General features: G+C 48.9%; 25 protein-coding genes. 10 read left to right on the top strand and 15 right to left on the bottom strand.

Features of this window, described 5'->3' with window-relative positions:
- Positions 1-288 precede the first annotated feature (288 nt).
- The gene (locus GKZ89_RS12035) at positions 289-822 is read right to left on the bottom strand and encodes a GNAT family N-acetyltransferase (RefSeq protein ID WP_241680232.1); all 534 of its coding nucleotides are present in this window, start codon (positions 820-822) and stop codon (positions 289-291) included.
- 68 nt (positions 823-890) lie between these two features.
- Entirely contained in the window at positions 891-2,183 is a 1,293-nt protein-coding gene (locus GKZ89_RS12040) for an adenylosuccinate synthase (RefSeq protein WP_155112655.1), read from the bottom strand.
- 355 nt (positions 2,184-2,538) lie between these two features.
- Between GKZ89_RS12040 and GKZ89_RS12045 the strand changes: the two genes are divergently transcribed.
- The 7 genes from GKZ89_RS12045 to GKZ89_RS12075 all read left to right on the top strand — a co-directional run bounded on the left by GKZ89_RS12045 (position 2,539) and on the right by GKZ89_RS12075 (position 11,412).
- Complete coding sequence (locus GKZ89_RS12045; RefSeq protein WP_155112656.1) at positions 2,539-3,549, top strand: LacI family DNA-binding transcriptional regulator; 1,011 nt, start codon at positions 2,539-2,541, stop codon at positions 3,547-3,549.
- 145 nt (positions 3,550-3,694) lie between these two features.
- Complete coding sequence (locus GKZ89_RS12050) at positions 3,695-5,008, top strand: ABC transporter substrate-binding protein (RefSeq protein WP_155112657.1); 1,314 nt, start codon at positions 3,695-3,697, stop codon at positions 5,006-5,008.
- Between the two features lie 60 nt (positions 5,009-5,068).
- Positions 5,069-5,977, top strand: coding sequence for an ABC transporter permease subunit (locus GKZ89_RS12055; protein ID WP_162356784.1), 909 nt, complete (start codon positions 5,069-5,071; stop codon positions 5,975-5,977).
- On the top strand, positions 5,974-6,876 hold the full coding sequence (locus tag GKZ89_RS12060; RefSeq protein ID WP_155112658.1) for a carbohydrate ABC transporter permease: 903 nt from the start codon (positions 5,974-5,976) through the stop codon (positions 6,874-6,876). Before GKZ89_RS12055 ends, GKZ89_RS12060 begins: the two co-directional genes overlap by 4 nt.
- A gap of 14 nt (positions 6,877-6,890) precedes the next feature.
- Positions 6,891-8,237, top strand: coding sequence for a GH1 family beta-glucosidase (locus GKZ89_RS12065; protein WP_155112659.1), 1,347 nt, complete (start codon positions 6,891-6,893; stop codon positions 8,235-8,237).
- A gap of 40 nt (positions 8,238-8,277) precedes the next feature.
- On the top strand, positions 8,278-10,845 hold the full coding sequence (locus GKZ89_RS12070) for a carbohydrate binding domain-containing protein (protein ID WP_155112660.1): 2,568 nt from the start codon (positions 8,278-8,280) through the stop codon (positions 10,843-10,845).
- Positions 10,846-11,022: 177 nt separating this feature from the next.
- On the top strand, positions 11,023-11,412 hold the full coding sequence (locus GKZ89_RS12075; protein ID WP_155112661.1) for a hypothetical protein: 390 nt from the start codon (positions 11,023-11,025) through the stop codon (positions 11,410-11,412).
- 14 nt (positions 11,413-11,426) lie between these two features.
- Here GKZ89_RS12075 and dnaB read toward each other — a convergent pair whose 3' ends face one another.
- The 7 genes from dnaB to rpsF form a co-directional block, all read right to left on the bottom strand.
- Positions 11,427-12,782 carry a replicative DNA helicase gene (dnaB, locus tag GKZ89_RS12080; RefSeq protein ID WP_155112662.1) on the bottom strand — a complete coding sequence of 452 codons (1,356 nt, stop codon included), beginning with the start codon at positions 12,780-12,782 and terminating at the stop codon, positions 11,427-11,429.
- A 176-nt stretch (positions 12,783-12,958) separates the two neighbouring features.
- On the bottom strand, positions 12,959-13,405 hold the full coding sequence (gene rplI, locus GKZ89_RS12085; protein WP_155112663.1) for a 50S ribosomal protein L9: 447 nt from the start codon (positions 13,403-13,405) through the stop codon (positions 12,959-12,961).
- On the bottom strand, positions 13,402-15,375 hold the full coding sequence (locus GKZ89_RS12090) for a DHH family phosphoesterase (protein ID WP_155112664.1): 1,974 nt from the start codon (positions 15,373-15,375) through the stop codon (positions 13,402-13,404). Before GKZ89_RS12090 ends, rplI begins: the two co-directional genes overlap by 4 nt.
- A 39-nt stretch (positions 15,376-15,414) precedes the next feature.
- Positions 15,415-16,350, bottom strand: coding sequence for a YybS family protein (locus tag GKZ89_RS12095; RefSeq protein ID WP_155112665.1), 936 nt, complete (start codon positions 16,348-16,350; stop codon positions 15,415-15,417).
- Between the two features lie 224 nt (positions 16,351-16,574).
- Positions 16,575-16,814, bottom strand: coding sequence for a 30S ribosomal protein S18 (gene rpsR, locus GKZ89_RS12100; RefSeq protein WP_155112666.1), 240 nt, complete (start codon positions 16,812-16,814; stop codon positions 16,575-16,577).
- Between the two features lie 32 nt (positions 16,815-16,846).
- On the bottom strand, positions 16,847-17,368 hold the full coding sequence (gene ssb / locus GKZ89_RS12105; protein ID WP_155112667.1) for a single-stranded DNA-binding protein: 522 nt from the start codon (positions 17,366-17,368) through the stop codon (positions 16,847-16,849).
- 36 nt (positions 17,369-17,404) lie between these two features.
- Positions 17,405-17,695 carry a 30S ribosomal protein S6 gene (rpsF, locus tag GKZ89_RS12110; protein WP_155112668.1) on the bottom strand — a complete coding sequence of 97 codons (291 nt, stop codon included), beginning with the start codon at positions 17,693-17,695 and terminating at the stop codon, positions 17,405-17,407.
- Positions 17,696-18,234: 539 nt separating this feature from the next.
- Between rpsF and GKZ89_RS12115 the strand changes: the two genes are divergently transcribed.
- Positions 18,235-18,483, top strand: a complete 249-nt coding sequence (locus GKZ89_RS12115; protein ID WP_155112669.1) for a hypothetical protein — start codon at positions 18,235-18,237, stop codon at positions 18,481-18,483.
- 60 nt (positions 18,484-18,543) lie between these two features.
- Here the strand turns inward: GKZ89_RS12115 and ychF are convergent, their stop codons facing one another.
- The 3 genes from ychF to GKZ89_RS12130 all read right to left on the bottom strand — a co-directional run bounded on the left by ychF (position 18,544) and on the right by GKZ89_RS12130 (position 20,853).
- Entirely contained in the window at positions 18,544-19,644 is a 1,101-nt protein-coding gene (gene ychF, locus GKZ89_RS12120) for a redox-regulated ATPase YchF (protein WP_155112670.1), read from the bottom strand.
- A gap of 122 nt (positions 19,645-19,766) precedes the next feature.
- The gene (locus GKZ89_RS12125) at positions 19,767-19,973 is read right to left on the bottom strand and encodes a DUF951 family protein (protein WP_162356786.1); all 207 of its coding nucleotides are present in this window, start codon (positions 19,971-19,973) and stop codon (positions 19,767-19,769) included.
- Positions 19,963-20,853 (bottom strand): mechanosensitive ion channel family protein, encoded by an 891-nt coding sequence (locus GKZ89_RS12130; RefSeq protein WP_430697234.1) that lies wholly within the window; start codon positions 20,851-20,853, stop codon positions 19,963-19,965. Before GKZ89_RS12130 ends, GKZ89_RS12125 begins: the two co-directional genes overlap by 11 nt.
- A 166-nt stretch (positions 20,854-21,019) precedes the next feature.
- On the opposite strand from GKZ89_RS12130, the gene yyaC reads away from it, so the two are divergent.
- Positions 21,020-21,658, top strand: coding sequence for a spore protease YyaC (gene yyaC, locus GKZ89_RS12135; protein ID WP_155112673.1), 639 nt, complete (start codon positions 21,020-21,022; stop codon positions 21,656-21,658).
- On the opposite strand, the gene GKZ89_RS12140 is transcribed toward yyaC, so the two are convergent.
- From GKZ89_RS12140 to GKZ89_RS12150, 3 genes are read right to left on the bottom strand one after another with little or no spacing between them, the layout of a single operon-like run.
- Positions 21,650-22,354: a DUF554 domain-containing protein gene (locus GKZ89_RS12140; RefSeq protein WP_155112674.1), complete on the bottom strand. Its 705-nt coding sequence runs from the start codon at positions 22,352-22,354 to the stop codon at positions 21,650-21,652. The two genes, yyaC and GKZ89_RS12140, sit on opposite strands and share 9 nt — an antisense overlap.
- A gap of 16 nt (positions 22,355-22,370) precedes the next feature.
- Entirely contained in the window at positions 22,371-23,216 is an 846-nt protein-coding gene (locus tag GKZ89_RS12145) for a ParB/RepB/Spo0J family partition protein (RefSeq protein WP_155112675.1), read from the bottom strand.
- Positions 23,209-23,970: a ParA family protein gene (locus tag GKZ89_RS12150; protein ID WP_155112676.1), complete on the bottom strand. Its 762-nt coding sequence runs from the start codon at positions 23,968-23,970 to the stop codon at positions 23,209-23,211. Before GKZ89_RS12150 ends, GKZ89_RS12145 begins: the two co-directional genes overlap by 8 nt.
- A gap of 440 nt (positions 23,971-24,410) precedes the next feature.
- Here GKZ89_RS12150 and GKZ89_RS12155 point away from each other — a divergent pair, with 440 nt between their 5' ends.
- Positions 24,411-24,812 carry a hypothetical protein gene (locus tag GKZ89_RS12155; protein WP_155112677.1) on the top strand — a complete coding sequence of 134 codons (402 nt, stop codon included), beginning with the start codon at positions 24,411-24,413 and terminating at the stop codon, positions 24,810-24,812.
- Positions 24,813-24,868 lie beyond the last annotated feature (56 nt).

Consider the following 24,868-nt stretch of genomic DNA (forward strand, 5'->3'; position numbering starts at 1 on the left):
GATCGTGCTCTACCGACTGAGCTAATGGCTCAAAATACCAATGCCACCTCAAACCCACTGTCAGAGCGCCTCAGCGACGTTTTTAATAATAGCATGGAACGATAGAGCAAGACAATAGTTTTTTTACGAAAGTGACAAAAACATTTTAAGATGATAACCGTTTGATAAGTTAGCCTTTTCATTATACTGTCTCTTACTGGGGGAGTCTTCTTTATTTTAACTTCATACAAAAACGTTTCTATAAATCCAGGAGATCTGCCTTCAATTCAAACCAGCTCTAAAAACAGTTCATTCACACAGCCGTCCCATCACAATCGTACGGTAACACTGCCCATCCGAAAGAATCTTATCGCATTCTAGCGTCCCTTCAATTTTAAAGCCCTGTTTTTGATAGAGCTCGATGGCTTTTTGATTTGTTTCAAGGACGTTCAGCGTCATTTTTTTCAGCCCTGCTGCTTCTGCCCAGGCGATGGACTCAGATAATAGGTTTCTGCCGATCCCATGACCCCAGTATTCCTTTAAAATTCCTACTCCGAACTCCGCCTTATGGGAAAATCGTTTGAGGGTGCTTCCTTCACACCTTGAAAACCCGGCAATCTGTCCTCCGGCTTCTGCGACCAGAAACAAGTTCACCGGGCTCTCCGCATCCTTGCTGATGAGTTGTTTAAAGCCATTTGCATCAATAAATGCTTCTCCCGGTTCCCTGTCTAAATTCTCGGTTTCTCCGTCGATCTGCAGGCGCAGGCTGGACATTTCCGAGGCATCTTGTACAGTTGCCTGACGGACGGTATAGGTTAAGCCGTTCACGTGATAGCTTTTCATATCATTCCCCCCTCGTTTGATCATAACAAAAAAAGGAAGCCATCCGGCTCCCTCTTTTTGAAATCTATTTAATTCGCGCGGTACACGCTCCGCAGCACGTTCGTCTGGGAACGGTCCGGGCCGACGGAGAAGATGGAAAGCGGGATTCCTGTAAGCTGGGAAACGCGCTCGAGATAGTGGCGGGCATTTTCCGGAAGATCTTCCAGTGTTTTAGCGCCAGTGATATCTTCAGTCCAGCCCGGCAGCTCTTCATATACCGGTTCGCATTCAGCGAGTTCCTTCAGGCTTGCCGGGAATTGCTCGATGACTTCTCCTCTGTAGCGGTAGGCGACACAGATTTTCAAAGTCTCGATCCCTGTCAGAACGTCGATGGAGTTCAGGGAAAGGTCGGTGATTCCGCTGACACGGCGGGCATGGCGGACCACAACGCTGTCAAACCAGCCTACACGGCGCGGACGGCCTGTAGTAGTCCCGTATTCGCGGCCGACCTCACGGATTTGGTGGCCGATCTCATTATCCAGCTCTGTCGGGAAAGGACCGTCACCGACACGGGTAGTGTACGCTTTGGATACGCCGACTACGTGGTTGATCTTCGTCGGGCCGACACCTGAACCGATCGTGACGCCGCCTGCGACAGGGTTGGAAGAGGTAACGAATGGATACGTTCCCTGGTCGATATCGAGCATAACCCCCTGTGCGCCTTCAAACAGGACGCGGCGTCCTTCGTCGAGTGCATCGTTCAGGACAACGGATGTGTCGCACACATACTTTTTGATCTGCTGGCCATATTCGTAGTATTCATCAAGAATATCCTCGATTTTAAAGCCTTCCACCTCGTACATTTTTTCGAACAGGCGGTTCTTTTCTTCTAAATTGCGCGCAAGCTTCTCTTCAAACGATTCACGGTCAAGAAGGTCTGCGATCCGGATGCCGATTCTGGCTGCTTTATCCATGTAGGCAGGTCCGATTCCTTTTTTCGTTGTCCCGATTTTATTGGCGCCTTTGCGGTCTTCTTCAACAGCGTCCAATTTCAAGTGATAAGGCAAAATAACGTGTGCGCGGTTGCTGATTCTCAGGTTATCCGTGCTGACTTCTTTATCATGCAGATAAGCTAGCTCCTGAACGAGCGCCTTCGGATCGACAACCATTCCGTTCCCGATTACACAAATTTTATCTTCATAGAAAATTCCGGATGGAATCAGGTGAAGCTTATATGTTACTCCGTTGAACTTGATCGTGTGGCCTGCATTGTTTCCGCCTTGGTAACGGGCGATGACTTCTGCATTTTCTGAAAGGAAATCGGTGATTTTCCCTTTTCCTTCATCTCCCCACTGAGTACCCACTACAACTGCTGAAGACATGTACTGCACCTCCGAATACTATTTAAACGTACGATTTATTGAAGTTTATATATACTAAATCCATCCAATATTGTACCAATCGGAAAGAGGAGTTGTCAAATCATTTCCCGAACATTTAAGGAGGACTAAAGTCATTTCGTTCGTAAAACGGCCGATACAAAGATTCCTTTCACCGTTTGATTTTTATCTCTGGTAAAATAGGCTGTTGCTCTCAGCTCGGTGTCTCACGCCTTCCGCTCCAAAAATCACAGCCCTATGCTTTAACACATTCTTTTTAAAAAAAGCTCTTGCCTAATCGATGGCATCGACTTATAATTCAACTTAACGAAAGCGCTTTCGATAAGAGGAGATTTCAATGGCTACAATTTATGACGTTGCAAAGAAAGCTGGTGTTTCGAGCACCACCGTTTCAAAAGCTTTGAACAATTATCCGGATGTAAGTGAGAAAACCAAGAATGTGATTTTGACGGTTGCTGCAGAGATGGGCTATCTGCCGAATTCTCATGCCCAGTCCCTTTCCACAAAGAAAACCTGGTCGGTCGGCGTGATGTTTACAGAAGACAACGGTGTCGGGATGAAGCATCCATTCTTTAATGCCGTCATTGAGAGCTTCCGTAAGCATGCTGAAAATGAAGGCTATGATCTTGTTTTCCCGTCACGAAATTTAAGAAACCGCAACACAAGCTACCTGGAGTATTTTCAGTATCGCGGAGTAGACGGCATCATTATTATCTGCTCGGATCAGAATGACCCGTTCGTCCTTGAAGTCCTAGACAGCTCCATTCCCATTGTAGTGATCGATATGGACAAGGTAAACAGCAGCGTGGTTCATTCAGATAATGTGACAGGCGGAGAAAAGGCAGTCGAGTATTTGCTGTCACTCGGACACAGGAAGATCGCCCATATCTCCGGCGCGCCGGACACTTTTTCCGGAAGTGCGAGAATTCAAGGCTACCGGAATGCGATGAGTAGGGCGCAGCTTGAGATCCCAGAGGATTATCTCGTGGATGGCGGCATGTTTTCGGTTCGTGAAGGACAGGAAGCCATGGAGAAACTGCTGACACTGCCGGACCGGCCTACAGCTGTTTTTGCTGCCGGGGACCTGCTGGCAATTGGCGCAATGGAAGCCATTAAAAAAGCGGGGCTTACGGTTCCGGAAGATATCTCCGTTATCGGCTTCGATGATATTGAGATGGCGGAATTTTTATCCCCCAAGCTAACTACGGTTAAGCAGGATACCGATGAGATCGGAAAGCAGGCCGTTCACCTGCTTGTCAATCAAATGAACCAGAAAAAAAAGTCCCTAATGAGTGAGATGGTCCCTGTCACGTTAATCGAACGGGAGTCCTGTAAAAAGCTTCGCTGATTTTTTTTTACCGGAAATCGAAACCGCTTTCGAATAAGCGGCTTCCTTTTTACCTAATAAAGTAATCGCTTTCAGAATTTTTTTGCAGCAAATCGAAACCGCTTTCGGTTAAAAACCGATTTATAAAAAAAAGGAGTGTACATACATGAGAAAAACGGCAAGTTTGCTATTATCCCTTGTTTTATTGTTTGGAATTCTCGCAGGCTGTTCCGGAGCGGACAGTGCAAGCAACGGAAAAGGCGGCGGTGACATCGATTTAAGAGTCTGGTCGTTTACCGATGAGCTGAAAAAACCGATTACGAAATTTGAAGAAAAGAACGGCGTAAAGGTTGAACTGACAATTGTTCCGATCGCGGATTACCCGACAAAGCTGAAGCCTGTCCTTGAGAGCGGCGTTGGCGCGCCGGATGTGTTTACCGGAGAGCTTGCTTTCATTAAACAGTGGGTGGATGCCGGATACTGGGAAGATCTCTCCAAGGCTCCTTACAATGCAGAGGAGCTGGCCGACAAGTACACACCTTACGTATTTGACATGGGGAAAGATAAAGATGGAAAAGTGAGAGCTCTTTCCTGGCAGACCACTCCAGGGGGCGTTTATTACAAGCGCAGCATGGCAAAAGAAGTGCTCGGCACGGATGATCCGGCTGAAGTAGGAAAAATGATGGGGTCAATGGATTCCGTTTTTGAAGTGGCTGAAAAGATGAAAGCAAAAGGCTACAAAATGTTCCCGGATGAAGGAGCGATCCGCTGGTTTGCTCAAGGGAATGAACCGGAGCCGTGGGTGAATGAGAAGAACGAACTGAAGCTGACAGACCGTAAAATCGAGTTTATGGATTATGCGAAACAACTGAAGGAGAACGGCTATACAGCGAATGCTGCCGAATGGTCTCCTGCCTGGTTCGAGTCCATGGATAAAGCAGTAAAAGTTATAGAAGGCGGCAAATCTACTGATACGAAGGTCTTCTCCTATGTTCTCCCTACTTGGGGCCTACACAGTGTTCTAAAAGCCAATGTGAAAGATTCAGTGGGTGACTGGGCAGTAACGAGCGGACCAAGCCCGTATTTCTGGGGCGGTTCATGGCTCGGGGTATACAGCAAATCGAAAAACAAAGAGCTTGCTTACGATTTTGTAAAGCTGATGACACAGGATCAGGAATTCCTGAAGGACTGGGCGAAAGAAACGGGTGATGTTCTGTCCTATCTTCCGGTAACAGAAGAGATCAAAGGAGATTTCAAGGATGAATTCCTTGGCGGGCAAAACAACTATCAATTCTTCCTTGAGCAGTCTGAGCAGATTAAACCGGGGATTGTCACGAAGTATGATCAGCAGCTGGACACTTTGTACGGAAATGCGGTGAAGCAATTCTCCGATGGAAAGAAATCGAAGGAAGATGCAATCCAGGAGTTCTATATGAAAGCCAAAAATGCGTATCCGGATTTAACAGTCCCAGCTAAGTAAGCATCCCACGTGCGGTGTGATTTCCTTGCACCGCACACTTTTTGAAAGAGAGGTAAACAGGTGAAAAATTTAAATCGGTATGGATACTTTTTTATCGCCCCATTCTGGATCATCTTCTTGGTGTTTAGCATTTATCCTGTTGCGTTAACCTTCTATTACAGTTTTACGAATTATACCGGCAGCGGTACGGCTGAGGTTGTCGGGCTGACAAACTACACGCGTCTTCTGACCGATTCCTTTTTTCTGCAGGCTTTTGTGAATACGCTGAAGATCTGGGGCATCAATTTTGCCTTGCAGATGGGCTTGGCGCTGATTCTCGCTGCTGTATTTTCGGATATGAGAATGAAGTTGAAGGGCCAGTCGTTCTTCCGGGCGATTTTCTACCTTCCTAACTTGATCACGGTGAGTTCTGTTGCGCTGCTGTTTGGGATTTTGCTTGATTGGCAGCATGGCTCTCTCAACATCGTTCTGATGAATCTCGGGCTGATCGCTGAGCCGATCAATTGGCTGAATGAGCCGGCGGCGGCACAGATCTCTGTATCACTTATTCTGACATGGATGTGGTTCGGCCACTCCTTCATCATCATCATCATGGCGGGCATTTCCGGCATTTCGAAGGATTACTTCGAAGCAGCGCTCATTGACGGGGCAAACCGCTGGCAGACGCTGACCAGCATTACTCTTCCCCTGCTGAAGCCGATCCTTCTTTATATCATGATCACTTCGCTCATTGGAGGCCTCCAGTTATTTGACCTTCCTATGCTTCTTACGGATGGGATCGGTTCACCGGATGGATCGCTCAATACGATGGTGCTGTATTTGTACAACCAGGCCTTTAAATACAACAATTACGGCTATGCATCCGCAGTTGCATACGGATTGTTCCTGATTACCGTCCTTTTCTCCGCCGTTGTTTTCAAATCGATGTACAGCAACGGGAAAAAACAAGCAAGGCAGGTGCAGACATGATTTCAAGTCCGCAAACGAAACCGTATGCTCCAACTGAAATTGAACCGAGACCGCTCGCGGCTGAACCGAAAAAAGGAAAAGACCGGCTTATCAAAATCGTTCTGTACGTCGGAATGACGCTGCTTGCGATCGCATGCTTTATCCCTTTTCTGATGATGCTCATCAATGCAACCCGTTCAAACGAAGCGATCCTGACCGGATTCACCCTCGTACCCGGTAACGCATTAGTGGAAAACTATCAGACGATGATGAGCTACGTAAATGTATGGACAGGGTTTAAAAACAGTCTATTCATTTCCGTTCTTGTGACCTTGCTGACGGGCTATTTCTCAGCACTGACCGCGTATGGATTTGCCTTTTATCACTTCAAAATGAAGAACTTCCTTTTTGTGTTCATGCTTGTGATGATGATGGTTCCCGGACAGCTGGGACTCATCGGATTCTATGAGCTTTCGAAAACGCTCGGTATCCTGGATACGTACATCCCGCTCATTCTGCCGGCGATTGCGAGTCCGTTTGTCGTCTTCTTTTTGAGACAGTACATCCTGACGACGCTGCATCCGAGTTTGATCGAGGCCGCGAGAATCGACGGGGCGGGTGAATTCAAGATATTCCATATCGTCGCCCTTCCAATCATGATGCCGGCGATTGCAACGATGTCGATCTTCACCTTCATCGGATCATGGAATAACTACATTATGCCGCTCGTTCTGATTTTCTCACCGGAAAAGTATACACTGCCTGTCTTAATGGGCTTCCTGAAAGGATCGCAGGTCGCCCAGAACTTAGGGTCGATGTACCTCGGGATCGCCATTTCCGTCGTACCGATCATGATCGCGTTTCTCTTCCTGTCCAAATACATTATCAACAGCATTTCTGCTGGAGCCATCAAAGAATAGAGGAGTAGATTGAGATGAATTTTTCGAGAGATTTTGTTTTCGGCACGGCAACATCCTCCTATCAAATTGAAGGAGCCCACAACGAAGGCGGAAGGACCCCTTCCATCTGGGACACGTTCTGCGCGACCCCAGGCAAGGTATATGAACAGCACAACGGAGACAATGCATGCGACCATTACCACCGCTTCGAGGAGGACATCCAGACGCTGAAAAAGCTAGGTGTGGACGCGTACCGCTTTTCGATCGCCTGGCCGCGGATTTTTCCGGAAAAAGGCCGGTACAACCCGGAAGGCATGGCATTTTATAAAAACCTGGCGAAACGTCTTCGCGAGGAAGGAATCAAGCCGGCCGTCACCCTTTATCATTGGGATCTGCCGATGTGGGCACATGAAGAAGGCGGCTGGATCAGCCGTGAGTCGGTCGAGTGGTTTAAGGACTACGCAAGAACGTGCTTTACTGAGCTTGATTCTCTCGTAGACTCCTGGATCACGCACAATGAACCTTGGTGTGCAGGCTTTCTTGGCTACCATCAGGGTGTACATGCACCGGGCCATACGAATATGGAAGAGGCCGTCAAGGCGGTTCATCATATGCTTCTTTCCCACGGGGAAGCGGTTAGCATGCTGAAAACGGAATTTTCATCCTCCACACCGATCGGCATCACGCTGAATCTGTCTCCAATCTATGCAAAATCTGATTCTGCAAACGATCAGCTGGCAGCGAACAATGCAGACGGGTATTCAAACCGCTGGTTCCTGGATCCGGTTTTTAAAGGGACCTATCCGGCAGACATGATGAACCTGTTCTCTAAATACGTTCATTCCTATGATTTTATTAAAGAAGGGGACATGGAGACCATCTCGGTTCCTTGCGATTTCTTCGGAATCAACTATTACAGCCGTGCCATCGTTGAATTCAGCGCAGCACAGGATTTCATGAGCAAGGGGGCTTTCTCCGACTATGAGAAAACCGGAATGGGCTGGGACATTGCACCGGACGAGTTCAAAGACCTGATCATCCGGCTGCGGAACGAATATACTGACCTGCCAATCTACATAACGGAGAATGGTGCGGCCTATGATGATGAGGTCGTGAACGGGAAAGTGCACGATGTGCTCCGGACGCGCTACATTGAACAGCACATTCAGGCTGTGTCCGATTTGAATGACCTCGGCATGAACATTCAAGGCTATTACCTGTGGTCCCTTCTCGACAACTTTGAATGGAGCTTCGGCTATGACAAGCGTTTTGGCATGATTTACGTAGATTTTGACACCCAGGAACGCATCTGGAAGGACAGCGCATACCGTTACGCGGAGATCATTAAGCAGAGAGAGGCCTCTTTGCAGATTGGCTCCTGATTCAGCCCGCCTTTTGAAAACCATTGTGGGAGGTTAAAAGATGCGTAAATTCACAGGGATGATGATTTCCTGTATGCTGATCGCCGGATTAACAGGGCCTGCGGAAGCAGCCGGCAGTAAAAAAGAGATTCCGTTCCATCCGGTTGCCATTAAAGGAGAGGTGCACGGGACAGCCAAGCTGATTATCCCGATGCCGAAATCCCACCATATCGGAGTCAAGGTTTCAAATGAACCGTTTGGAAAAGTAAAACCGGGAGACGTTATGCCTAAGGACCGGACCGTTACAAATCCGTACCGCTCCGGCTCGGACCTCACGGGTGTGGATTCCCGAATCAACAAATATGCCGGTGTTTACTTGCTGGACTCTGCTGACCGGATTGTCGATTTCGAGCAGATCACCCTGAAAGAAAACCAGATTCAAAAGGAAGACTGGAACCTGATATGGCAGGATGAATTCACAGGAGCCTCCATAGATGAGGGCAAGTGGAATTTTATCCAGGGAGGCGGAGGCTACGGGAACAATGAACTTCAAAACTACACGAATCGTTCCAAAAACGCCCGTGTAGAGGATGGATCGCTTGTTATTGAAGCCCATAAGGAGCCTCTCGGGGGCAATGACTACACCTCTGCAAAATTAACCACACAGAATAAAGGCGACTGGACATACGGCCGCTATGAAATCCGTGCGAAGCTGCCGAAGGGGCAGGGAATCTGGCCGGCAATCTGGATGATGCCGACAGACTATGATCTCTACTCCGGCTGGCCGGCTTCCGGTGAAATCGACATTATGGAACTGCTCGGGCACGCTCCAAATGAGGTGCATGGGACGCTCCATTATGGTCTGCCGTGGAAAAACACAGGTGAAGTGTACCGTCTTCCGCAAGGTGCGAAGGATTTTTCTGAAGACTACCACACCTTCTCGATTGACTGGGAGCCCGGTGAGTTCAGGTGGTATGTAGACGGCGTCCTTTATGCGAAGCAAAATGACTGGTACAGCAAAAATGCAAATGCTGCTGCACCGTATACGTACCCGGCTCCATTTGACAGGGATTTCTTCCTTCAGCTGAATCTGGCCGTCGGCGGAAACTGGCCCGGTTATCCGGACAGCACGACCCAATTCCCGAACCGGATGCTTGTCGATTATGTAAGAGTGTATGAACTGGACGGAGAGTACCGCGAGGCCGGGGACAGACCCGCTGCAAAAGAGGTCACCGCGGATCTCCGTCCCCCGCTTGCCGACGGAAACTATGTGTACAACGGGGAGTTTGAGGCCGGCCTCACGGACTGGAAGTTCCAGCCGTTTGAGCCTTCCACCCTGTTTGGAGGCGAAGGAACGGCAGAACAGGTGAATGGCGAAGCCAAAATCAGCATCACAAAGCCTGGTGATGCGGTGCATGCTGTTCAATTCGTACAGCCGAATCTGCCGGTTGAAAAGGGAGAGCGCTACAGACTGACCCTTGATGCCCGCTCGGATGGCCCTCGTGCGGCTGGAATCAATATCTCAGGACCGGAACGCAGCTATGCGAGATATTTGTCCGATCAGACACTTTCCCTGACGGACAGCATGCAATCCTTCAGCTATGAATTTGATATGGAAAGTGAAACAGATCCGCATGCCCGTCTGGAATTCAACCTGGGCCAGAGCTCGGACCGTCCGGTTTGGATTGACCATGTAAAACTCGTGAAACTTCCAAAGGATCCGAACGCACCGAAAAAAGTGCTTCCCGATGGAAACTACATTTACAACGGAACGTTTGATCAGGGCACGGCCCGGATGGAATTCTGGGACCTCTCAGCCGATAAAGGCTCCAAGGCTTCAGCTTCTGTAGGCGAAGCGGTCGCTGAGCGAAAGCTTCACGTGGACATCAAAAAGACAGGAAGCTACGGGGAGGCCATCCGCTTAAGCCAGAGCAAGCTGAACCTTGAAAAAGAGGCCGCTTATCTCCTGACCTTTGACGCGAAGGCAGAGGCCGTACGCCAACTCGGATTCCAGGTAACCAATGAAAACCGCTCCGCCTTTTATACGAAAACCGAACAAATCGCGCTGACCAAGGAAATGCAGTCCTACCAGTTGCTCGTCCAGCCTTCAGAGAGCAACCCGAACAGTGTGATCGAGTTCCTGTTAGGCGGAAACCGGGCAGGGGTCACCATCGATAACATCCGGATGAAGCGCCTCGCCAAGCCCGCTGTTCTGGATGCTGCGAATAAACGAATCGAAGCGGAAAGCTATCAGGACATGTTCGGCGTCCAAAGCGGCGGTACGAGCGTCGGGTGGATCGATACAGGTGACTGGATGCAATACGCTGTAGATGTTAAGGAAGCTGGCGACTATAAGGTGGCCTTTGCCGCTGCATCCGGAAGGGACGGCGGAACGTTCACCCTCCTTACCAAAGCAGGAAATCAGTTCACCGGAGACCTTCCCCCAGGGGAAATTAAACCGGAACAGGCAGATGCCCGCTCAGAGGCAGCCATCCCCCAGACTGGCGGATGGGATACGTGGAAAACCTTCGAAACGAGCATCCGCCTGGAAAAAGGCATCCAAACACTGCAGGTCTACGCACCGAATGCGAATCTGGACTGGATGGAATTCACTAAAACAGGAAATTGAAATCAACCCCGCTCTTTATGGAGCGGGGTTTTTTCATGTAAAATTGCTCAGAAATACAAATAAATGGGTATATGTGTCATGTAAAAGAAAGGAGGAGATCACTTGAATTTGAAATACAAAAAATCAGCATTAACTCAGATAAGCGGAATTCTATTTTTTCTTTTGGGATGTGTTTGGATGGCCTTTCCGATTATGTTCTTCAGACTAACGGATCCTTTCTCAGGATTTGATTTTAGTTTTAGTTCAACGTCTCTTATTTTTTACGGCTCGCCCCTTATGATTATCTTTGCCCTGTATGGCAGCTTCTTTTTCTTTACGATCGACAAACGAGACTATATTACGTTAAATGGGTCCTGGCTCTATCACAAAAAACGCTATTTTTTCCCTCCTGTAAAAATCAGCCTTGCGATGGCAGAAGATTACAGGATAACCGATACCAAGCTTGTCCTGTTTCTGGAACAGAACAAAGAAGAAGAGATCAATCTGCAGTTTTTAAAAGTCAGGGACGCCGAACGGCTGGAGAATGCCGTAAAAGGGCTGCTTGAAGCAAAAAAGACCGCACCCTGAAAAGGATGCAGCCTTTAAGCCCCTGGGGCGTCGTCAAACCTCCGCTCCAGGTTCACGAACTTGTTGTATTCTTTTACAAACGCGAGCGATACGGTTCCAACCGGGCCGTTACGCTGTTTGGCGATGATGATCTCGATGATGTTCTTGTTCTCGGATTCTTTGTCATAGTAGTCATCACGGTACAGGAAGGCGACGATGTCGGCATCCTGCTCGATGCTTCCGGATTCACGGATATCAGACATCATCGGGCGCTTATCCTGCCGCTGCTCCACTCCACGTGAGAGCTGGGACAGGGCGATGACAGGCACCTTGAGTTCACGGGCGAGGGATTTCAATGTCCGGGAAATCTCGGATACCTCCTGCTGACGGTTGTCCTTGCTCCGGCCGCTTCCCTGGATGAGCTGCAGGTAATCGATCAGGATCATGCCGAGGCCGGCCTCCTGCTTGAGGCGGCGGCATTTGGAGCGGATCTCGCTCACCCGGATCCCCGGGGTGTCATCAATGTAGATGCCGGCATTCGAGAGGCTTCCCATCGCCATCGTCAGCTTGCCCCAGTCCTCACTCGTCAGGTTACCTGTCCTTAAGTTTTGGGCGTTGATGTTGCCTTCCGCACAGAGCATACGCATAACGAGCTGGTCGGCTCCCATCTCAAGGCTGAAGATCGCGACGTTTTCGTCCGTCTTCGTTGCCACGTTCTGGGCGATGTTCAGGGCGAAGGCGGTTTTCCCTACGGAAGGACGGGCGGCAACGATAATCAGGTCATTTCGCTGAAATCCTGCTGTCATCCGGTCAAGCTCCGCGAAGCCGGTCGGAATTCCGGTGATGTCGCCTTTCCGGTTGTGAAGCAGTTCAATGTTGTCATACGTCTGGACGAGAACGTCCTTAATGTTTTGGAACGCACCGGCGTTCTTGCGCTGGGCGACTTCCATGATGCTTTTTTCCGCATCGGTCAGAAGATCCGCTACTTCATCTTCCCGTGTATAGCCGTCCTGGGCGATCGTACTTGCAGTGCGGATGAGGCGCCTCAGGATGGATTTTTCTTCTACGATTTTTGCATAATATTCAACATTTGCCGCGGTCGGTACTGAGTCGGCAAGGTCCGTCAGGTAGGACACTCCTCCAATTTCCTCAAGCAGATTCACATCCGCGAGGTCCGAGGTGACGGTGACCAGGTCGACTGGCTCTCCCTTGTCGGCAAGCTCAAGCATCGCATTGTAGATTTTCTGGTGCGCGGCCCGGTAAAAATCCTCAGGAATCAGGATTTCCGAGGCCATCGTCAACGCTTGCGGCTCCAAAAAGATGGCTCCGAGCACTGCTTGTTCAGCATCTATATTCTGCGGCGGAATCCGGTCTTGAAAAAGCTCATTCAAATTCTGGCACCGTCCTTATAATAGTTAAAATAACTGTGTACTTGTTCCATTATATAAGAAAAAGGGGACAGAAGCTGTACAGAATTTTTTCCTCTGCCCGCTTTGTCACCCTTTTTATCTGTCTTTGCCTGTCATGAGACGGTTTTTCCCCTCATCAGGTGGTGAAACTTTCCTGCTTATTCTTCCGTTACATGCACCTTCAAAACCGCACTTACATCGGTATGAAGCTTCACAGGAACATTTGTATATCCGAGAGCGCGGATCGCATCCGGAAGCTCAATTTTGCGTTTATCAATTTTAATGGAGTGGCTCTTTTTCAGCTCATCCGCAATCTGCTTGCTCGTGATGGAGCCAAATAGACGGCCGCCTTCCCCGGATTTTGCCTTCAGTTCAACTGTCAGCTCCTCAAGCTTTGCTTTCAGCTCCTGAGCTTCCTTCAGCTCCTGCTCGGCTTCTTTGTCTTCTTTATTTTTCTGGCCCTGCAGTGCAGACATAGCAGAATTGCTCGCTTCGACAGCAAGACCCTGCTTGATCAGAAAATTGTGGGCGTACCCGTCCGCTACGTTTTTCACTTCGCCTTTTTTCCCTTTGCCTTTTACGTCTTTCAGAAATATGACTCTCATTGCTTGATTCCTCCCTCAAAGTAATCGCCAATCGCTTGTTTTAATCTCTCTTCCGCCTCCGGTACGGTGATGCCTGACAGCTGGGTGGCAGCATTGGTCAAATGGCCGCCGCCGTCCAGTGCCTCCATAATGAGCTGAACGTTTACATCCCCGAGTGAACGGGCGCTGATTCCCACCGTATTCTCATTACGGCGCGCAATGACAAAAGAAGCCGACACTCCGCTCATGGACAGGAGTGTGTCTGCTGCCTGGGCGATGATGACCTGGTCAAAGCTGTCATCTGAATCAGACTTCGACAGGGCAACTCCGTTATCCAGCACCACTGTATCCTGGATCAGCTTCGCACGCTTCACAAAGTGTGCAAGATCCTCTCTCATGAACTTCTGCACAAGAATCGTGTCCGCTCCTTTGGATCTTAAATAGGAAGCAGCATCAAACGTTCTTGATCCGGTTCTGAGCGTGAAGCTTTTCGTGTCCACTATTATACCAGCTAACAGGGCGGTTGCTTCAATCATTTTGAGTTTGAGGCGCTTCGGCTGATACTCAAGAAGCTCTGTAACAAGTTCTGCCGTTGAAGAAGCATACGGCTCCATATAGACAAGCAGCGGCTCTTTAATAAACTCTTCGCCCCGTCTGTGATGGTCGATGACAATTTTATCATGAACGCGGCTCAGCAGCTTCTCATCCAGCACAAGAGACGGCTTATGGGTATCCACGACAACGAGGACGGTCTCCTCTGTAAGAAGATCAAGTGCGTCATCCGGCCGGATAAAATGAGACCAGAGTTCGCTGTGTAGCTTCAGTTCCTCAACAAGCCGCTGCACACTTGAATCGATTTCGGTTTCATCGAGCACGATGTAAGCTTCCTTATCGTTCACCTCAGCCACTTTCAAGACACCGATAGCTGCTCCGATCGAATCCATATCCGGGTATTTGTGGCCCATGATCAGCACCTTATCGCTCGCTGTCACAATCTCCGTCAGCGCATGGGAAATCACGCGGGCACGGACACGGGTTCTTTTTTCCATCGGATTCGTCTTGCCTCCGTAGAATTTCACCTTGCCGCTCGGCTGCTTGAGCGCCACCTGGTCGCCCCCGCGTCCAAGAGCAAGATCGAGACTTGACTGTGCGAGATCGCCGAGCTCCTGCAGGGAATGATGTCCGGCACCGATTCCTACACTTAACGTAAGGGAGATATTATCCACGGCCGTCTTCTCACGGACTTCATCAAGAATCGAAAACTTCGATTTCTCCAGCTCTTCTAAAATATTTTCATTTAATACAGCGAGAAAGCGTTCAGACGAAACCCGTTTCAGGAACAAGCCGTGATCCGTACCCCATTTATTAAGAAGAGAGGTTACCTCGCTGTTGATCGTGCTTTTCGTCTGATCATCCATCCCCTGCGTTACTTCTTCATAATTATCCAGAAAAATAAGGGCTAAAACCGTTCGTTCCTCTTTGTATTGCTGTTCGATTTCCTTCTGTTCCGTTACATCAAAAAAATAAAGAAGGCGTTCCTCTCTTTTAATAATCACTTTGAATTTACGGCCGTTGAGGGAGATCGTTTCGGAGTCCACTTCCTGCTTGATGAGGGGGATCAATCCTTCAGCCACATCGTAAAGCGTCCTGCCGACAAGGGTGTCTTCATCAAAAGAGGAGGCGAGAAACGGATTGGTCCATTCAATAAAGTACTGGTCATTAAACAGCATGATTCCGATCGGCATTTCCATCAGTGCTTCTTCTCCGACCTTTTTCAGCCTGTAAGAAAGCGTGGAAATATAGCCCTCCATGTCCTCACGCATCCTCGCATCCGCCTGAATAAGAAGGATGAGCGTGAAACCGGTCAGAAGCAGACAGGAAACGGAAAGGATCCAGTTATAGTAAAAAAGGATGGCTAATGCGATCACTGTTACGCCGTATAAGGCGATTATAGGGTAACGAAATAAACGCTTTTGATAAAAACTTGGCATCTGCTTCAGCTCCTCGCACCAGTGATACCGAAGCCCGGATTATGAATTCCGGGCAATTCTTTCTCTTAATTTAAATCCTATGTCAATTATACCTAAGAATTGTAGAGGATAAAGCAAAAATGGAATCATTAAAGCGGCAATAACCGTAATGACCGGTATGCCTTTAGACTTACCCTTCACATGAGCATAATAAAATACAAAGGAAAGGCCCTGAATAATGAGCAGCACGGTTAAAAGATAAAAGCCATTAATGAAGGCGGAATGCATAAAGGTGCCTTCTTCAAAACGGAAGTACCCAAGCAAAATCACAGCCAGGTAATACCAGCCGATGCTTGCCGGAAGCTTCCATTCCCGAAACGGTTTTAAAGCGGGAACCGTCATCCGGAGCCTTTTCAGCAGCACACGCGCAGCTTTATGCTGAATCAGCGCGGCCATGAACCCGCCGGCGATGATCGAAAAAGGCAATGCGCTGTAAGCTTGCTCAAGCTGTTCGAAGTACATCGCCTGCTGTTTATCACTCAGTCCGCGGCCGAGACTCTCAAGCATGGTGAAAGACCGTCTGAACGAGGCATCAACAAGTGCCCGCATCTCTTCAAGCGGATTAAATCCAAAAAAGAAAACCGAAACAGCCATCCCGATAAGGAAAGAAGCCACAAAGGAAAGAGCGCCGCCCGCTACTGCGGCCATACTCCCTTTCTTCTTATAAAGTGTACCCATCACGGCACCCATTAAGCCTGCAGGCAAGGCAAGCACTAGCCCGTTAAACGTCCCGGTCAGGAAAACAACCGGAATCGAAGCAATCAGCATCACCAGCGTGTATTTCACGTCATGCTTTAACGCATAAACAATAAACGGAAGCGGCAAAACAACCACCAGGATTACTCCAAGAGGCGGAACGGATTGTGTCAGAAATACAGCGGCCGCAAAGAGCGCCAGCAAAACAGCACCCTCGGTAAGAGCATTGGTTTTCTTCAATTGTTCACCTCATTTATATGTACACAGAGAAAGAGCAGAAAGACCGTCTCCCTGCTTCAGATCAATCAAAATGCAAAATAAAAAATGGCTTACAGTCCGAAGCCATCATTTTTGTTATGTACATAACCTTATTTATTATACCATTTTTTTGCCGGAAAGCGTACCAGACGCTTCTATAGAATAAAAAGAGACACTCAGCACTTGAGTGTCTCTTGATTAAATCATTACTCGCCTGTAACGTATGGAAGCAATGCCATTTGGCGTGAGCGTTTGATAGCAATCGTAAGTTTACGTTGGTATTTAGCGCTTGTACCAGTTACACGACGAGGAAGAATTTTACCGCGCTCGGAAACAAATTTTTTCAGCAAATCGATATCTTTGTAATCGATGTGCGTGATTCCGTTAGAAGTAAAGTAGCAAACCTTACGGCGCTTTGCACGTCCGCCTCTGCGTCCTCCTGCCATTAGTCATACACTCCTTTCGTTTTTAAATGGTTTTAGAATGGCAAATCATCGTCTGATATATCAATCGGCTGTCCATCATTGGCAAATGGATCATCATCAAAGCTTGTACGGCCTTGATCGCTGTTATTCTTCCGCTGCTGGTCGGAACCGTACGGGTTTTGGCCTCCGCCCTGGGACTGGCCTCCGCCATAAAAGTTATTATTGCCGCCGCCTCCAGCACCGCTTCCGCCTGAACCTTTAGGCTCAAGGAATTGGACACTGTCCGCGACAACCTCCGTCACATACACGCGGCGTCCTGACTGATCCTCATAGCTGCGAGACTGCAATCTGCCTTCTACGCCAGCCAAGCTGCCTTTATTCAGGAAGTTGGCTACATTTTCAGCCTGACGTCTCCACACAACACAGTTCAGGAAATCTGCTTCTCTTTCACCCTGCTGATTGGTAAACGTACGGTTTACCGCAATAGTAAAAGTCGCAACAGCCTGACCAGATGGTGTGTAGCGGAGTTCAGGGTCTTTTGTAAGTCTTCCGACAAGAACGACACGATTGATCATGAAGACCATCCTTTGTTTAAAATTTATTATCAGCTATTATTTTTCTTCTTCTTTAATTACGATGTGGCGAATGATGTCTTCGCTGATCTTCGCAAGACGGTCAAATTCCTGAACCGCTTCAGCGTTAGATGCAACTTTAACGATCTGATAGTAGCCATCGCGGAAATCGTTGATTTCATAAGCAAGGCGGCGTTTGCCCCACTCTTTCGTTTCCTTTACTTCCGCACCATTGTCAGAAAGAATACCGCTGAAACGCTCAACAAGAGCTTTCTTAGCATCTTCTTCGATGTTCGGACGTACGATGTACATAATCTCGTAGTTTGTCATACCTCTACACCTCCTCTTGGTCTAAGCGGCTCTCAATGAATTGAGAGCAAGGAGCAATATTCAATTACTCACAAGTTAGAATTATACCACTGGAATTGGAATTTAGCAAGGGGAGAGATCAGGAACAGACAGGAGCAGCTTTTTAAAGTTTCTCGGGGGCGAAAGATGGCTTTTGCGATATACCGAGGGGCTTGAAGATAAGTCGGTCGGGACGGTTTTTTAGGGTTTATGCAGGTTTGGGGTAGGGATCTGTGCCGGAACGGACCGGTTTCGTGCCGATCTTTCCAGGTTTCGTGCCGGTCCGGTCCTTTTACGTGCCGAAATGGGAGGGTTTCGTGCCTAACTCTATTTACGTGCCGGGACGGATCGGTTTCGTGCCGATCTTTCCAGGTTTCGTGCCGGTCCGGTCTTTTCACGTGCCGAAATGAAAGGGTTACGTGCCTAACTCTATTTACGTGCCGGAACGGACCGGTTTCGTGCCGATCCTTCCAGGTTTCGTGCCGGTTCGGTCCCTTCACGTGCCGAAATGAAAGGGTTATGTGCCTAACTCTATTTACGTGCCGGGACGGATCGGTTTCGTGCCGATCTTTCCAGGTTTCGTGCCGGTCCGGTCCTTTTACGTGCCGAAATGGGAGGGTTTCGTACCTAACTCCATTTACGTGCCGGGACGGATCGGTTTCGTGCCGATCCTTCCAGGTTTTGTGCCGGTTCGGTCTTTTCACGTGCCGAAACGGAAAGCTTCCGTACCAAACCAGCCAATCCTCATGCCGCTCCCTGCCAGCCGCTAACAGAAACATCCCAATCCAAAACTCCAAAAAAAAGAGAAGGCCGCGGCCTTCTCCCCTCTCTTATACGTTAAAACGGAAGTGAATCACGTCACCGTCTTTAACGAGGTATTCTTTTCCTTCAAGGCGGACTTTTCCAGCTTCGCGGGCTGCGCCCATAGTGCCGGCTGCGACGAGGTCTTCGTAGTGAACGGTTTCGGCACGGATGAAGCCGCGTTCGAAGTCGGTGTGGATGACGCCTGCGCATTGCGGTGCTTTCATGCCGAGGCGGAACGTCCAGGCGCGGACTTCCTGCACACCTGCTGTGAAGTACGTGGCAAGGCCAAGCAGTTCATAGGTGGCACGGATCAGCTGGTCGAGGCCGGATTCTGTAATTCCGAGCTCTTCGAGGAACATTTCTTTTTCCTCAGCGTCCAGTTCGACAATCTCAGATTCGATTTTGGCACAGACGACGATGACTTCTGCGTTTTCGTTTGCTGCAAAGTCTTTTACCTTTTGAACGAGTGGGTTGGCGGATGCATCCGCTACCTCATCTTCAGCAACGTTAGCTACGTAAAGAACAGGTTTTGTCGTCAAAAGGTGCAGCTGCTTCACATATTTCTGCTGCTCTTCGTTAAATTCAAGAGCACGGGCCGGCTGTCCGTTTTCGAACGTTTCCTTCAGTTTAGAAAGGATTTCATGCTCAAACACGGCTTCCTTGTCCTTTTGTCTGGCAAGCTTCTCAACACGTGCCGCACGTTTTTCGATCGTTTCCAGATCAGCAAGCACGAGCTCAAGGTTGATCGTTTCGATGTCATCGATCGGATCGACTTTTCCGGAAACGTGTGTGATGTTGCCGTCTTCAAAGCAGCGGACCACATGAGTGATGGCGTCCACCTGGCGGATGTGGGAAAGAAACTTATTTCCAAGTCCCTCGCCTTTGCTCGCACCTTTTACGATTCCGGCGATATCCGTAAATTCAAATGCGGTTGGAACCGTCTTTTTCGGCTGAATAAGCTCCGTCAGTTTTTGAAGGCGCTCATCCGGCACTTCCACGATTCCGACATTCGGATCGATTGTACAGAACGGATAGTTGGCAGATTCAGCCCCTGCCTGGGTGATTGCGTTAAAAAGCGTGGATTTTCCTACGTTCGGAAGTCCGACGATACCTGCAGTTAAAGCCATGATTAGTTCAGCTCCTCTATGATAAACAGCGTCCTGCTCGGACCCTGCTGTAAATGGCCGTACTTTTGTAAACCAACCCCAATTATAGAAAGGATACGGGGAAAACACAAGAAAAACAGGGTTTATTCTGGTGCTGGCACACCCTTCACCAGGATTTTCTTCATTTTCCTTGTAAACTCTCTTCTTGGGATCATGACGCTGTGCCCGCAGCCTTCACATTTGATCCTTATATCCATGCCGAGGCGGATGATTTTCCAGCGGTTTGCTCCGCACGGGTGCGGCTTCTTCATCTCGACTACATCATTCAAATCAAATTCTTTATCCGCCACTGCTTTCACCCTTTCCTGCCTGTCCTTCTTTTGCATCCCGGTTATACATCACAATGCGCGGGAATGGAATGTCAATCCCATGCTCATCCATCATCAGCTTAATTTCCTTGCGGATCATCCGGGATACGTAAAAGTGCTGCATCGGGGCTGTTTCACAAATGACCCTCAGTGTTATTTCGGATGCACCAAAATTCTGAACACCCAAGAGCTCCGGAACGGCCGCCATATCTTCATATTTTGAAGGGAGCACTCGCAGAAGGTCACGGATGACTTCCTCGACATGCTGAATATCCGATTCATAGGAAACGTTAACGTCTACTACTGCCGTGCTGTTATGAATGGAAAAGTTCGTGACTTCCACGATGCTTCCGTTCGGCAGAATATGGAGCTCACCTGTCCAGCTTTTGATCTTTGTGGTACGGAGGCCGATTTCTTCGACAGTACCTTCAAAAGCACCTACCCGGATCACATCACCTACTGAGAACTGATCTTCAAAAATGATGAAAAAGCCTGTGATGATATCGCGCACAAGGTTCTGGGCGCCGAATCCGACAGCAAGCCCGACAATCCCCGCTCCGGCAAGCAGAGCCCGGACATCAAGCGTCATCGTCTCAAGCACCATCAGCAGTGCTGCAAAATAAACCACATAGGTCATCACATTGCTCAGCAGCTTGGCGAGGGTATTTTCACGCCTTTCAGAAATGCGGAGTGGTGATTTGACCCTTAGTGACAGGATTTTCTGGATGGCGAGGTTCCCTACCCGGATGATAATCGCGGAAACAATGACGATCAGGACGATTTTTAAGATTCCAAATCCAATGCCAACCCACAGTTCTTCATTAAACAAGTACTCCTGCAGTTTATCATTTATTGTTTTGATCAAAAGGATTCACTCCTGTCTGTCCCTAATACTCAACATGGTCTATTTTAGCAAGTTTTGAAGAGCTTTGACAGAGGCGGGCAAACTTCTATTCCGCAAGTATAGATTTCCGGCAGAATCCGTATACTGGTAGTACTTATGAGTACAAGGGAGCTGGGCAGAGTCTATGAATATAAAGACAGGGTTGTTTTCATCATTCCGGGATCCGGAACGCATATATTACGAGGATGAGGATGCAAAAGGACTTCTGTCTTCCTGTATTCTGACGCTGCTTCCAAAGACGGCGGGGAGGGAGATTGTGATCCTCTGCATCGGTACGGACCGGTCAACCGGAGACAGTCTCGGTCCAATTGTCGGGACCCGGCTTGCGGAAATAGGACTGGAGCGGTTTCATGTGTACGGGACGCTTAAAGAGCCGGTGCATGCGGTCAATCTGGAGGATTCCATTGCCCGCATCAAGGACACGCACCATAATCCATATATTATTGCCATTGATGCCTGTCTTGGAAAATTAAAGAGTGTCGGTTCCTTTCAGGTCGGACCGGGTCCGGTAAAACCGGGAGCAGGGGTCAACAAGGATCTTCCTGCGGTCGGGGATATGCATTTAACGGGGATCGTGAACGTGAGCGGGTTCATGGAGTTTTTTGTACTGCAGAACACCAGGCTTCATCTCGTGATGTCGATGGCCCATCTGATTGCGGAAAGCCTGAATGACGCAGAGAAACGGCATGTGGTCCGTTCCTCCTGGCTCAGGCGCACGCCTGTTGCAAAGCTGACGAACAAAAATGCCGGTGCTTTAGAATAAGCTGTGCTGAAGCCATACGATCAGAATCATGAAGGGGAGTGCCGGGAGCAGATTTGCTACCCGGATCGCTTTGATTTCAAGCATATTCAGTCCGATAGCCAAAATCATAACTCCTCCCGTGCCGGTCAGCTGGGCGATAAGGGACTCGAGCAGTTTTTCTTCGATCGACGCATGAATCAATCCAGCCAATAAGGCAATCGACCCTTCATAAAAAAAGACAGGGATTGCCGAGAACAGAACCCCGATGCCGAGCGTGCTCGCAAGGACAGCACTTGTAAACCCGTCGATCATCGATTTTGTCAGCAGGACACTGTGGTCTCCGCGGAGCCCGCTGTCTAAAGCCCCGACAATCGCCATCGCTCCAATCACAAAGATCAGGGTAGCGGTGACAAATCCCTCTGCGATGTTTCCGGATTTGGATTTCCCCATTTTCCGTTCAAGAAAGCGGCCGGCCTGGTGCAGTTTTTCTTCAAGAGAGAAGAGTTCCCCAAGTACGGCCCCGCCGATCAGGCTGACGATCACGAAGAAAAAATCCTCTGCCTTCAACGCCATGGTGATGCCAAGGATGGAAACAGATAACCCGATTGCCACCATGACGGTTTCTTTTATCCTGGCCGGTATCCTCGTCAGACACAGCCCGATTAACGTTCCGGCTGCAATTCCGAGTGCATTTGCCAGGCTTCCCAATAAAACCATTCACAAAAACTCCAATCTAGGATTCTTCTGCCGCAAGGAGCTCCAGGATCCGCTCAAGGTCATGTGAATCCGTAAATTCGATTTCAATTTTCCCTTTGTTGTGCTGCTGTTTGATCGAGACCTTCGTTCCGAAATAAGCTTGCAGAGAGCTCTCGCGTTCTGCTAAAAACAGATCCCGCTTTTGAAGCTTCTTTGGATCGGGTGCATTTCCGCCGCTCTCGTTCAGCTGCTGCACGAGAATTTCCGTCTGCCGGACATTGAGCTGGTCTTTAATTATTTTTTCTGCCAGCAGCTTGATCTTCGATTTATTCTTTAATCCCAGAATGGTCCGGCCGTGGCCCATAGTCAGCCGGCCTTCATTAATCATGGTCTGCACCTCTGACGGAAGAGCGAGGAGGCGCAAATGGTTGGCAATATGCGGACGGCTTTTGCCGAGCCGTTTTGCCAGCTCTTCCTGCGTGAGGCCGAGCTCATCAAGCAGGGACTGGTAGGCTCTTGCCTCTTCCACCGGAGTCAGATCCTCCCGCTGGAGGTTTTCGAGCAGTCCAAGCTCCATCATCTGCTTATCATCGAGCTTCCGTACTACGGCAGGGACGGTCTCAAGACCGGCGAGCACAGCAGCACGGAATCGCCTTTCACCGGCAACAATCTCATATCCCTTGATGCTCTTCCGCACAATAATCGGCTGTAAGATCCCGTAGTGGAGGATCGATTCCTTTAGTTCTGCAATCGCATCCTCCTGAAAGACTTTGCGCGGCTGATAGGGGTTCGGCCGCAGATCTTTGCATTTCAGCTCCTGTACACTTTCCTCTGTCCCTGCCTGCAAGAGGGATTCCAGTCCTTTCCCCAGTCCTTTAGGCATTGGCCGCTACCTCCTTTGCAAGATCCAGATAGACTTCCGCTCCGCGTGAACGCGCATCGTATAGAATGATCGGCTGGCCGTGGCTCGGAGCCTCACTTAATCTTACATTTCTTGGAATTACCGTCCTGTATACTTTCTCTCTGAAGTATTTCTTAACTTCTTCGATGACCTGGATCCCAAGGTTTGTCCGGGCATCAAGCATCGTCAGCAGAACGCCTTCGATCATGAGGTTCGTATTCAGATGCTTCTGGACGAGGCGGACCGTATTGAGAAGCTGGCTCAAGCCCTCAAGAGCGTAATATTCACACTGCACCGGAATGATCACCGTATCGGCCGCTGTCAGGGCATTGATGGTCAGCAGACCGAGAGACGGGGGACAGTCAATCAAAATGTAATCGTAATTATGCTTTACTTTATCAAGCGCTCTTTTCAGTCTTACTTCCCGGGAAATAGTCGGAACCAGTTCAATTTCCGCGCCGGCCAGCTGAATGGTTGACGGGATCACATGAAGGTTTTCTACCGGAGAGGGGCTGATCGCTGCACTTGCTTCTTTATCCTCGACCAAGATGTCATAGATGCAATATTCCACATCCGCTTTTTCAATTCCGATTCCGCTCGTCGCGTTTCCCTGCGGATCCGTATCAACGAGAAGAACTTTTTTCCCTATATAGGCAAGGCAGGCACCAAGGTTTACTGAAGTCGTAGTCTTGCCCACGCCGCCTTTCTGATTTGCAATTGCAATGATTTTTCCCATGCGTTTCACCTGCTTCTGCATGACGTCCATGCATTCTGTCCTTTAAAGTTATTCTTCTATTCTACCAAAAAACGAACCCGCTTCGCCCTGATTTTTCTAAAATCTGCAAATATTTAGATTGCCTGCTATTTTTCCGGCGAGGAAATCCTAAACGAAATCGAGGCGTCCTTCGACGACCAGCCTCCTAATGAGACAAGGAGCGTGAACCAATGAACACAACAGTCGAAACAACCTTCATTCCGGATAACAACTAAAAGAATAGCTGCTTGCAGACGCCATGCTAATTGGCATAAAGCGCACTATCAATCCAGCTGCTGCGTCATGATCGAAAGTTATGGGCACACCAGTGATCTGTATGTCAGGATTCGGGAGAGCGAATCCGAATACAAAAGAGAACTCGTATAGACCGTCATTCGGTTACTTAAAGGAGCGAATGCAACATGATACAAATGACAGTCCAATCGATTAAAGAACACGAAACAGAATCCCTGAACGCCATTGAGTCCTGCAACGTGACTGAAATCAAATCCATCATAGGGAGCAGCGGATTTACAAATGCTGAGAAAGTTCATCTGATCGAGAGCCGTCTGTTTATCGAAAAGTCCGAAGGGAACGAGCTTGCTGCTGAAATGAGCAAACTGAGAGCGATTGAAACGTTCTTCCAGTCAATCGCCTGCCATCATGAAGAACGTGGTGAAGACGCACCGAACGGCCCGCTCACAATCTTTGATTTTCTTGGAGAGGAGCCGGAAGAAGACGCTGATGAAAAAGACATCCCGGAAGGAGTCCAAGTTGCGGTCAGTCAATTCATGGGACACCTCCAGGCGCTTCTCACAAACTAAAATCTAAAGAAGAAAGGCGAAAATAAAACCGGAGCGCAATTTGCTCCGGTTTTATT

Source organism: Metabacillus mangrovi (assembly GCF_009711125.1).
GTDB classification, from domain to species: domain Bacteria; phylum Bacillota; class Bacilli; order Bacillales; family Bacillaceae; genus Metabacillus_B; species Metabacillus_B mangrovi.

Excerpts from the sequence above, each read along its gene's own strand:
- GKZ89_RS12035 (WP_241680232.1), bottom strand. The coding sequence starts at position 822 with ATGAAAAGCTATCACGTGAACGGCTTAACCTATACCGTCCGTCAGGCA.
- GKZ89_RS12040 (WP_155112655.1), bottom strand. The coding sequence starts at position 2,183 with ATGTCTTCAGCAGTTGTAGTGGGTACTCAGTGGGGAGATGAAGGAAAA.
- GKZ89_RS12045 (WP_155112656.1), top strand. The coding sequence starts at position 2,539 with ATGGCTACAATTTATGACGTTGCAAAGAAAGCTGGTGTTTCGAGCACC.
- GKZ89_RS12050 (WP_155112657.1), top strand. The coding sequence starts at position 3,695 with ATGAGAAAAACGGCAAGTTTGCTATTATCCCTTGTTTTATTGTTTGGA.
- GKZ89_RS12060 (WP_155112658.1), top strand. The coding sequence starts at position 5,974 with ATGATTTCAAGTCCGCAAACGAAACCGTATGCTCCAACTGAAATTGAA.
- GKZ89_RS12065 (WP_155112659.1), top strand. The coding sequence starts at position 6,891 with ATGAATTTTTCGAGAGATTTTGTTTTCGGCACGGCAACATCCTCCTAT.
- GKZ89_RS12070 (WP_155112660.1), top strand. The coding sequence starts at position 8,278 with ATGCGTAAATTCACAGGGATGATGATTTCCTGTATGCTGATCGCCGGA.
- GKZ89_RS12075 (WP_155112661.1), top strand. The coding sequence starts at position 11,023 with ATGGCCTTTCCGATTATGTTCTTCAGACTAACGGATCCTTTCTCAGGA.
- rplI (WP_155112663.1), bottom strand. The coding sequence starts at position 13,405 with ATGAGAGTCATATTTCTGAAAGACGTAAAAGGCAAAGGGAAAAAAGGC.
- GKZ89_RS12090 (WP_155112664.1), bottom strand. The coding sequence starts at position 15,375 with ATGCCAAGTTTTTATCAAAAGCGTTTATTTCGTTACCCTATAATCGCC.
- rpsR (WP_155112666.1), bottom strand. The coding sequence starts at position 16,814 with ATGGCAGGAGGACGCAGAGGCGGACGTGCAAAGCGCCGTAAGGTTTGC.
- ssb (WP_155112667.1), bottom strand. The coding sequence starts at position 17,368 with ATGATCAATCGTGTCGTTCTTGTCGGAAGACTTACAAAAGACCCTGAA.
- rpsF (WP_155112668.1), bottom strand. The coding sequence starts at position 17,695 with ATGACAAACTACGAGATTATGTACATCGTACGTCCGAACATCGAAGAA.
- ychF (WP_155112670.1), bottom strand. The coding sequence starts at position 19,644 with ATGGCTTTAACTGCAGGTATCGTCGGACTTCCGAACGTAGGAAAATCC.
- yyaC (WP_155112673.1), top strand. The coding sequence starts at position 21,020 with ATGAATATAAAGACAGGGTTGTTTTCATCATTCCGGGATCCGGAACGC.
- GKZ89_RS12140 (WP_155112674.1), bottom strand. The coding sequence starts at position 22,354 with ATGGTTTTATTGGGAAGCCTGGCAAATGCACTCGGAATTGCAGCCGGA.
- GKZ89_RS12145 (WP_155112675.1), bottom strand. The coding sequence starts at position 23,216 with ATGCCTAAAGGACTGGGGAAAGGACTGGAATCCCTCTTGCAGGCAGGG.
- GKZ89_RS12150 (WP_155112676.1), bottom strand. The coding sequence starts at position 23,970 with ATGGGAAAAATCATTGCAATTGCAAATCAGAAAGGCGGCGTGGGCAAG.
- GKZ89_RS12155 (WP_155112677.1), top strand. The coding sequence starts at position 24,411 with ATGATACAAATGACAGTCCAATCGATTAAAGAACACGAAACAGAATCC.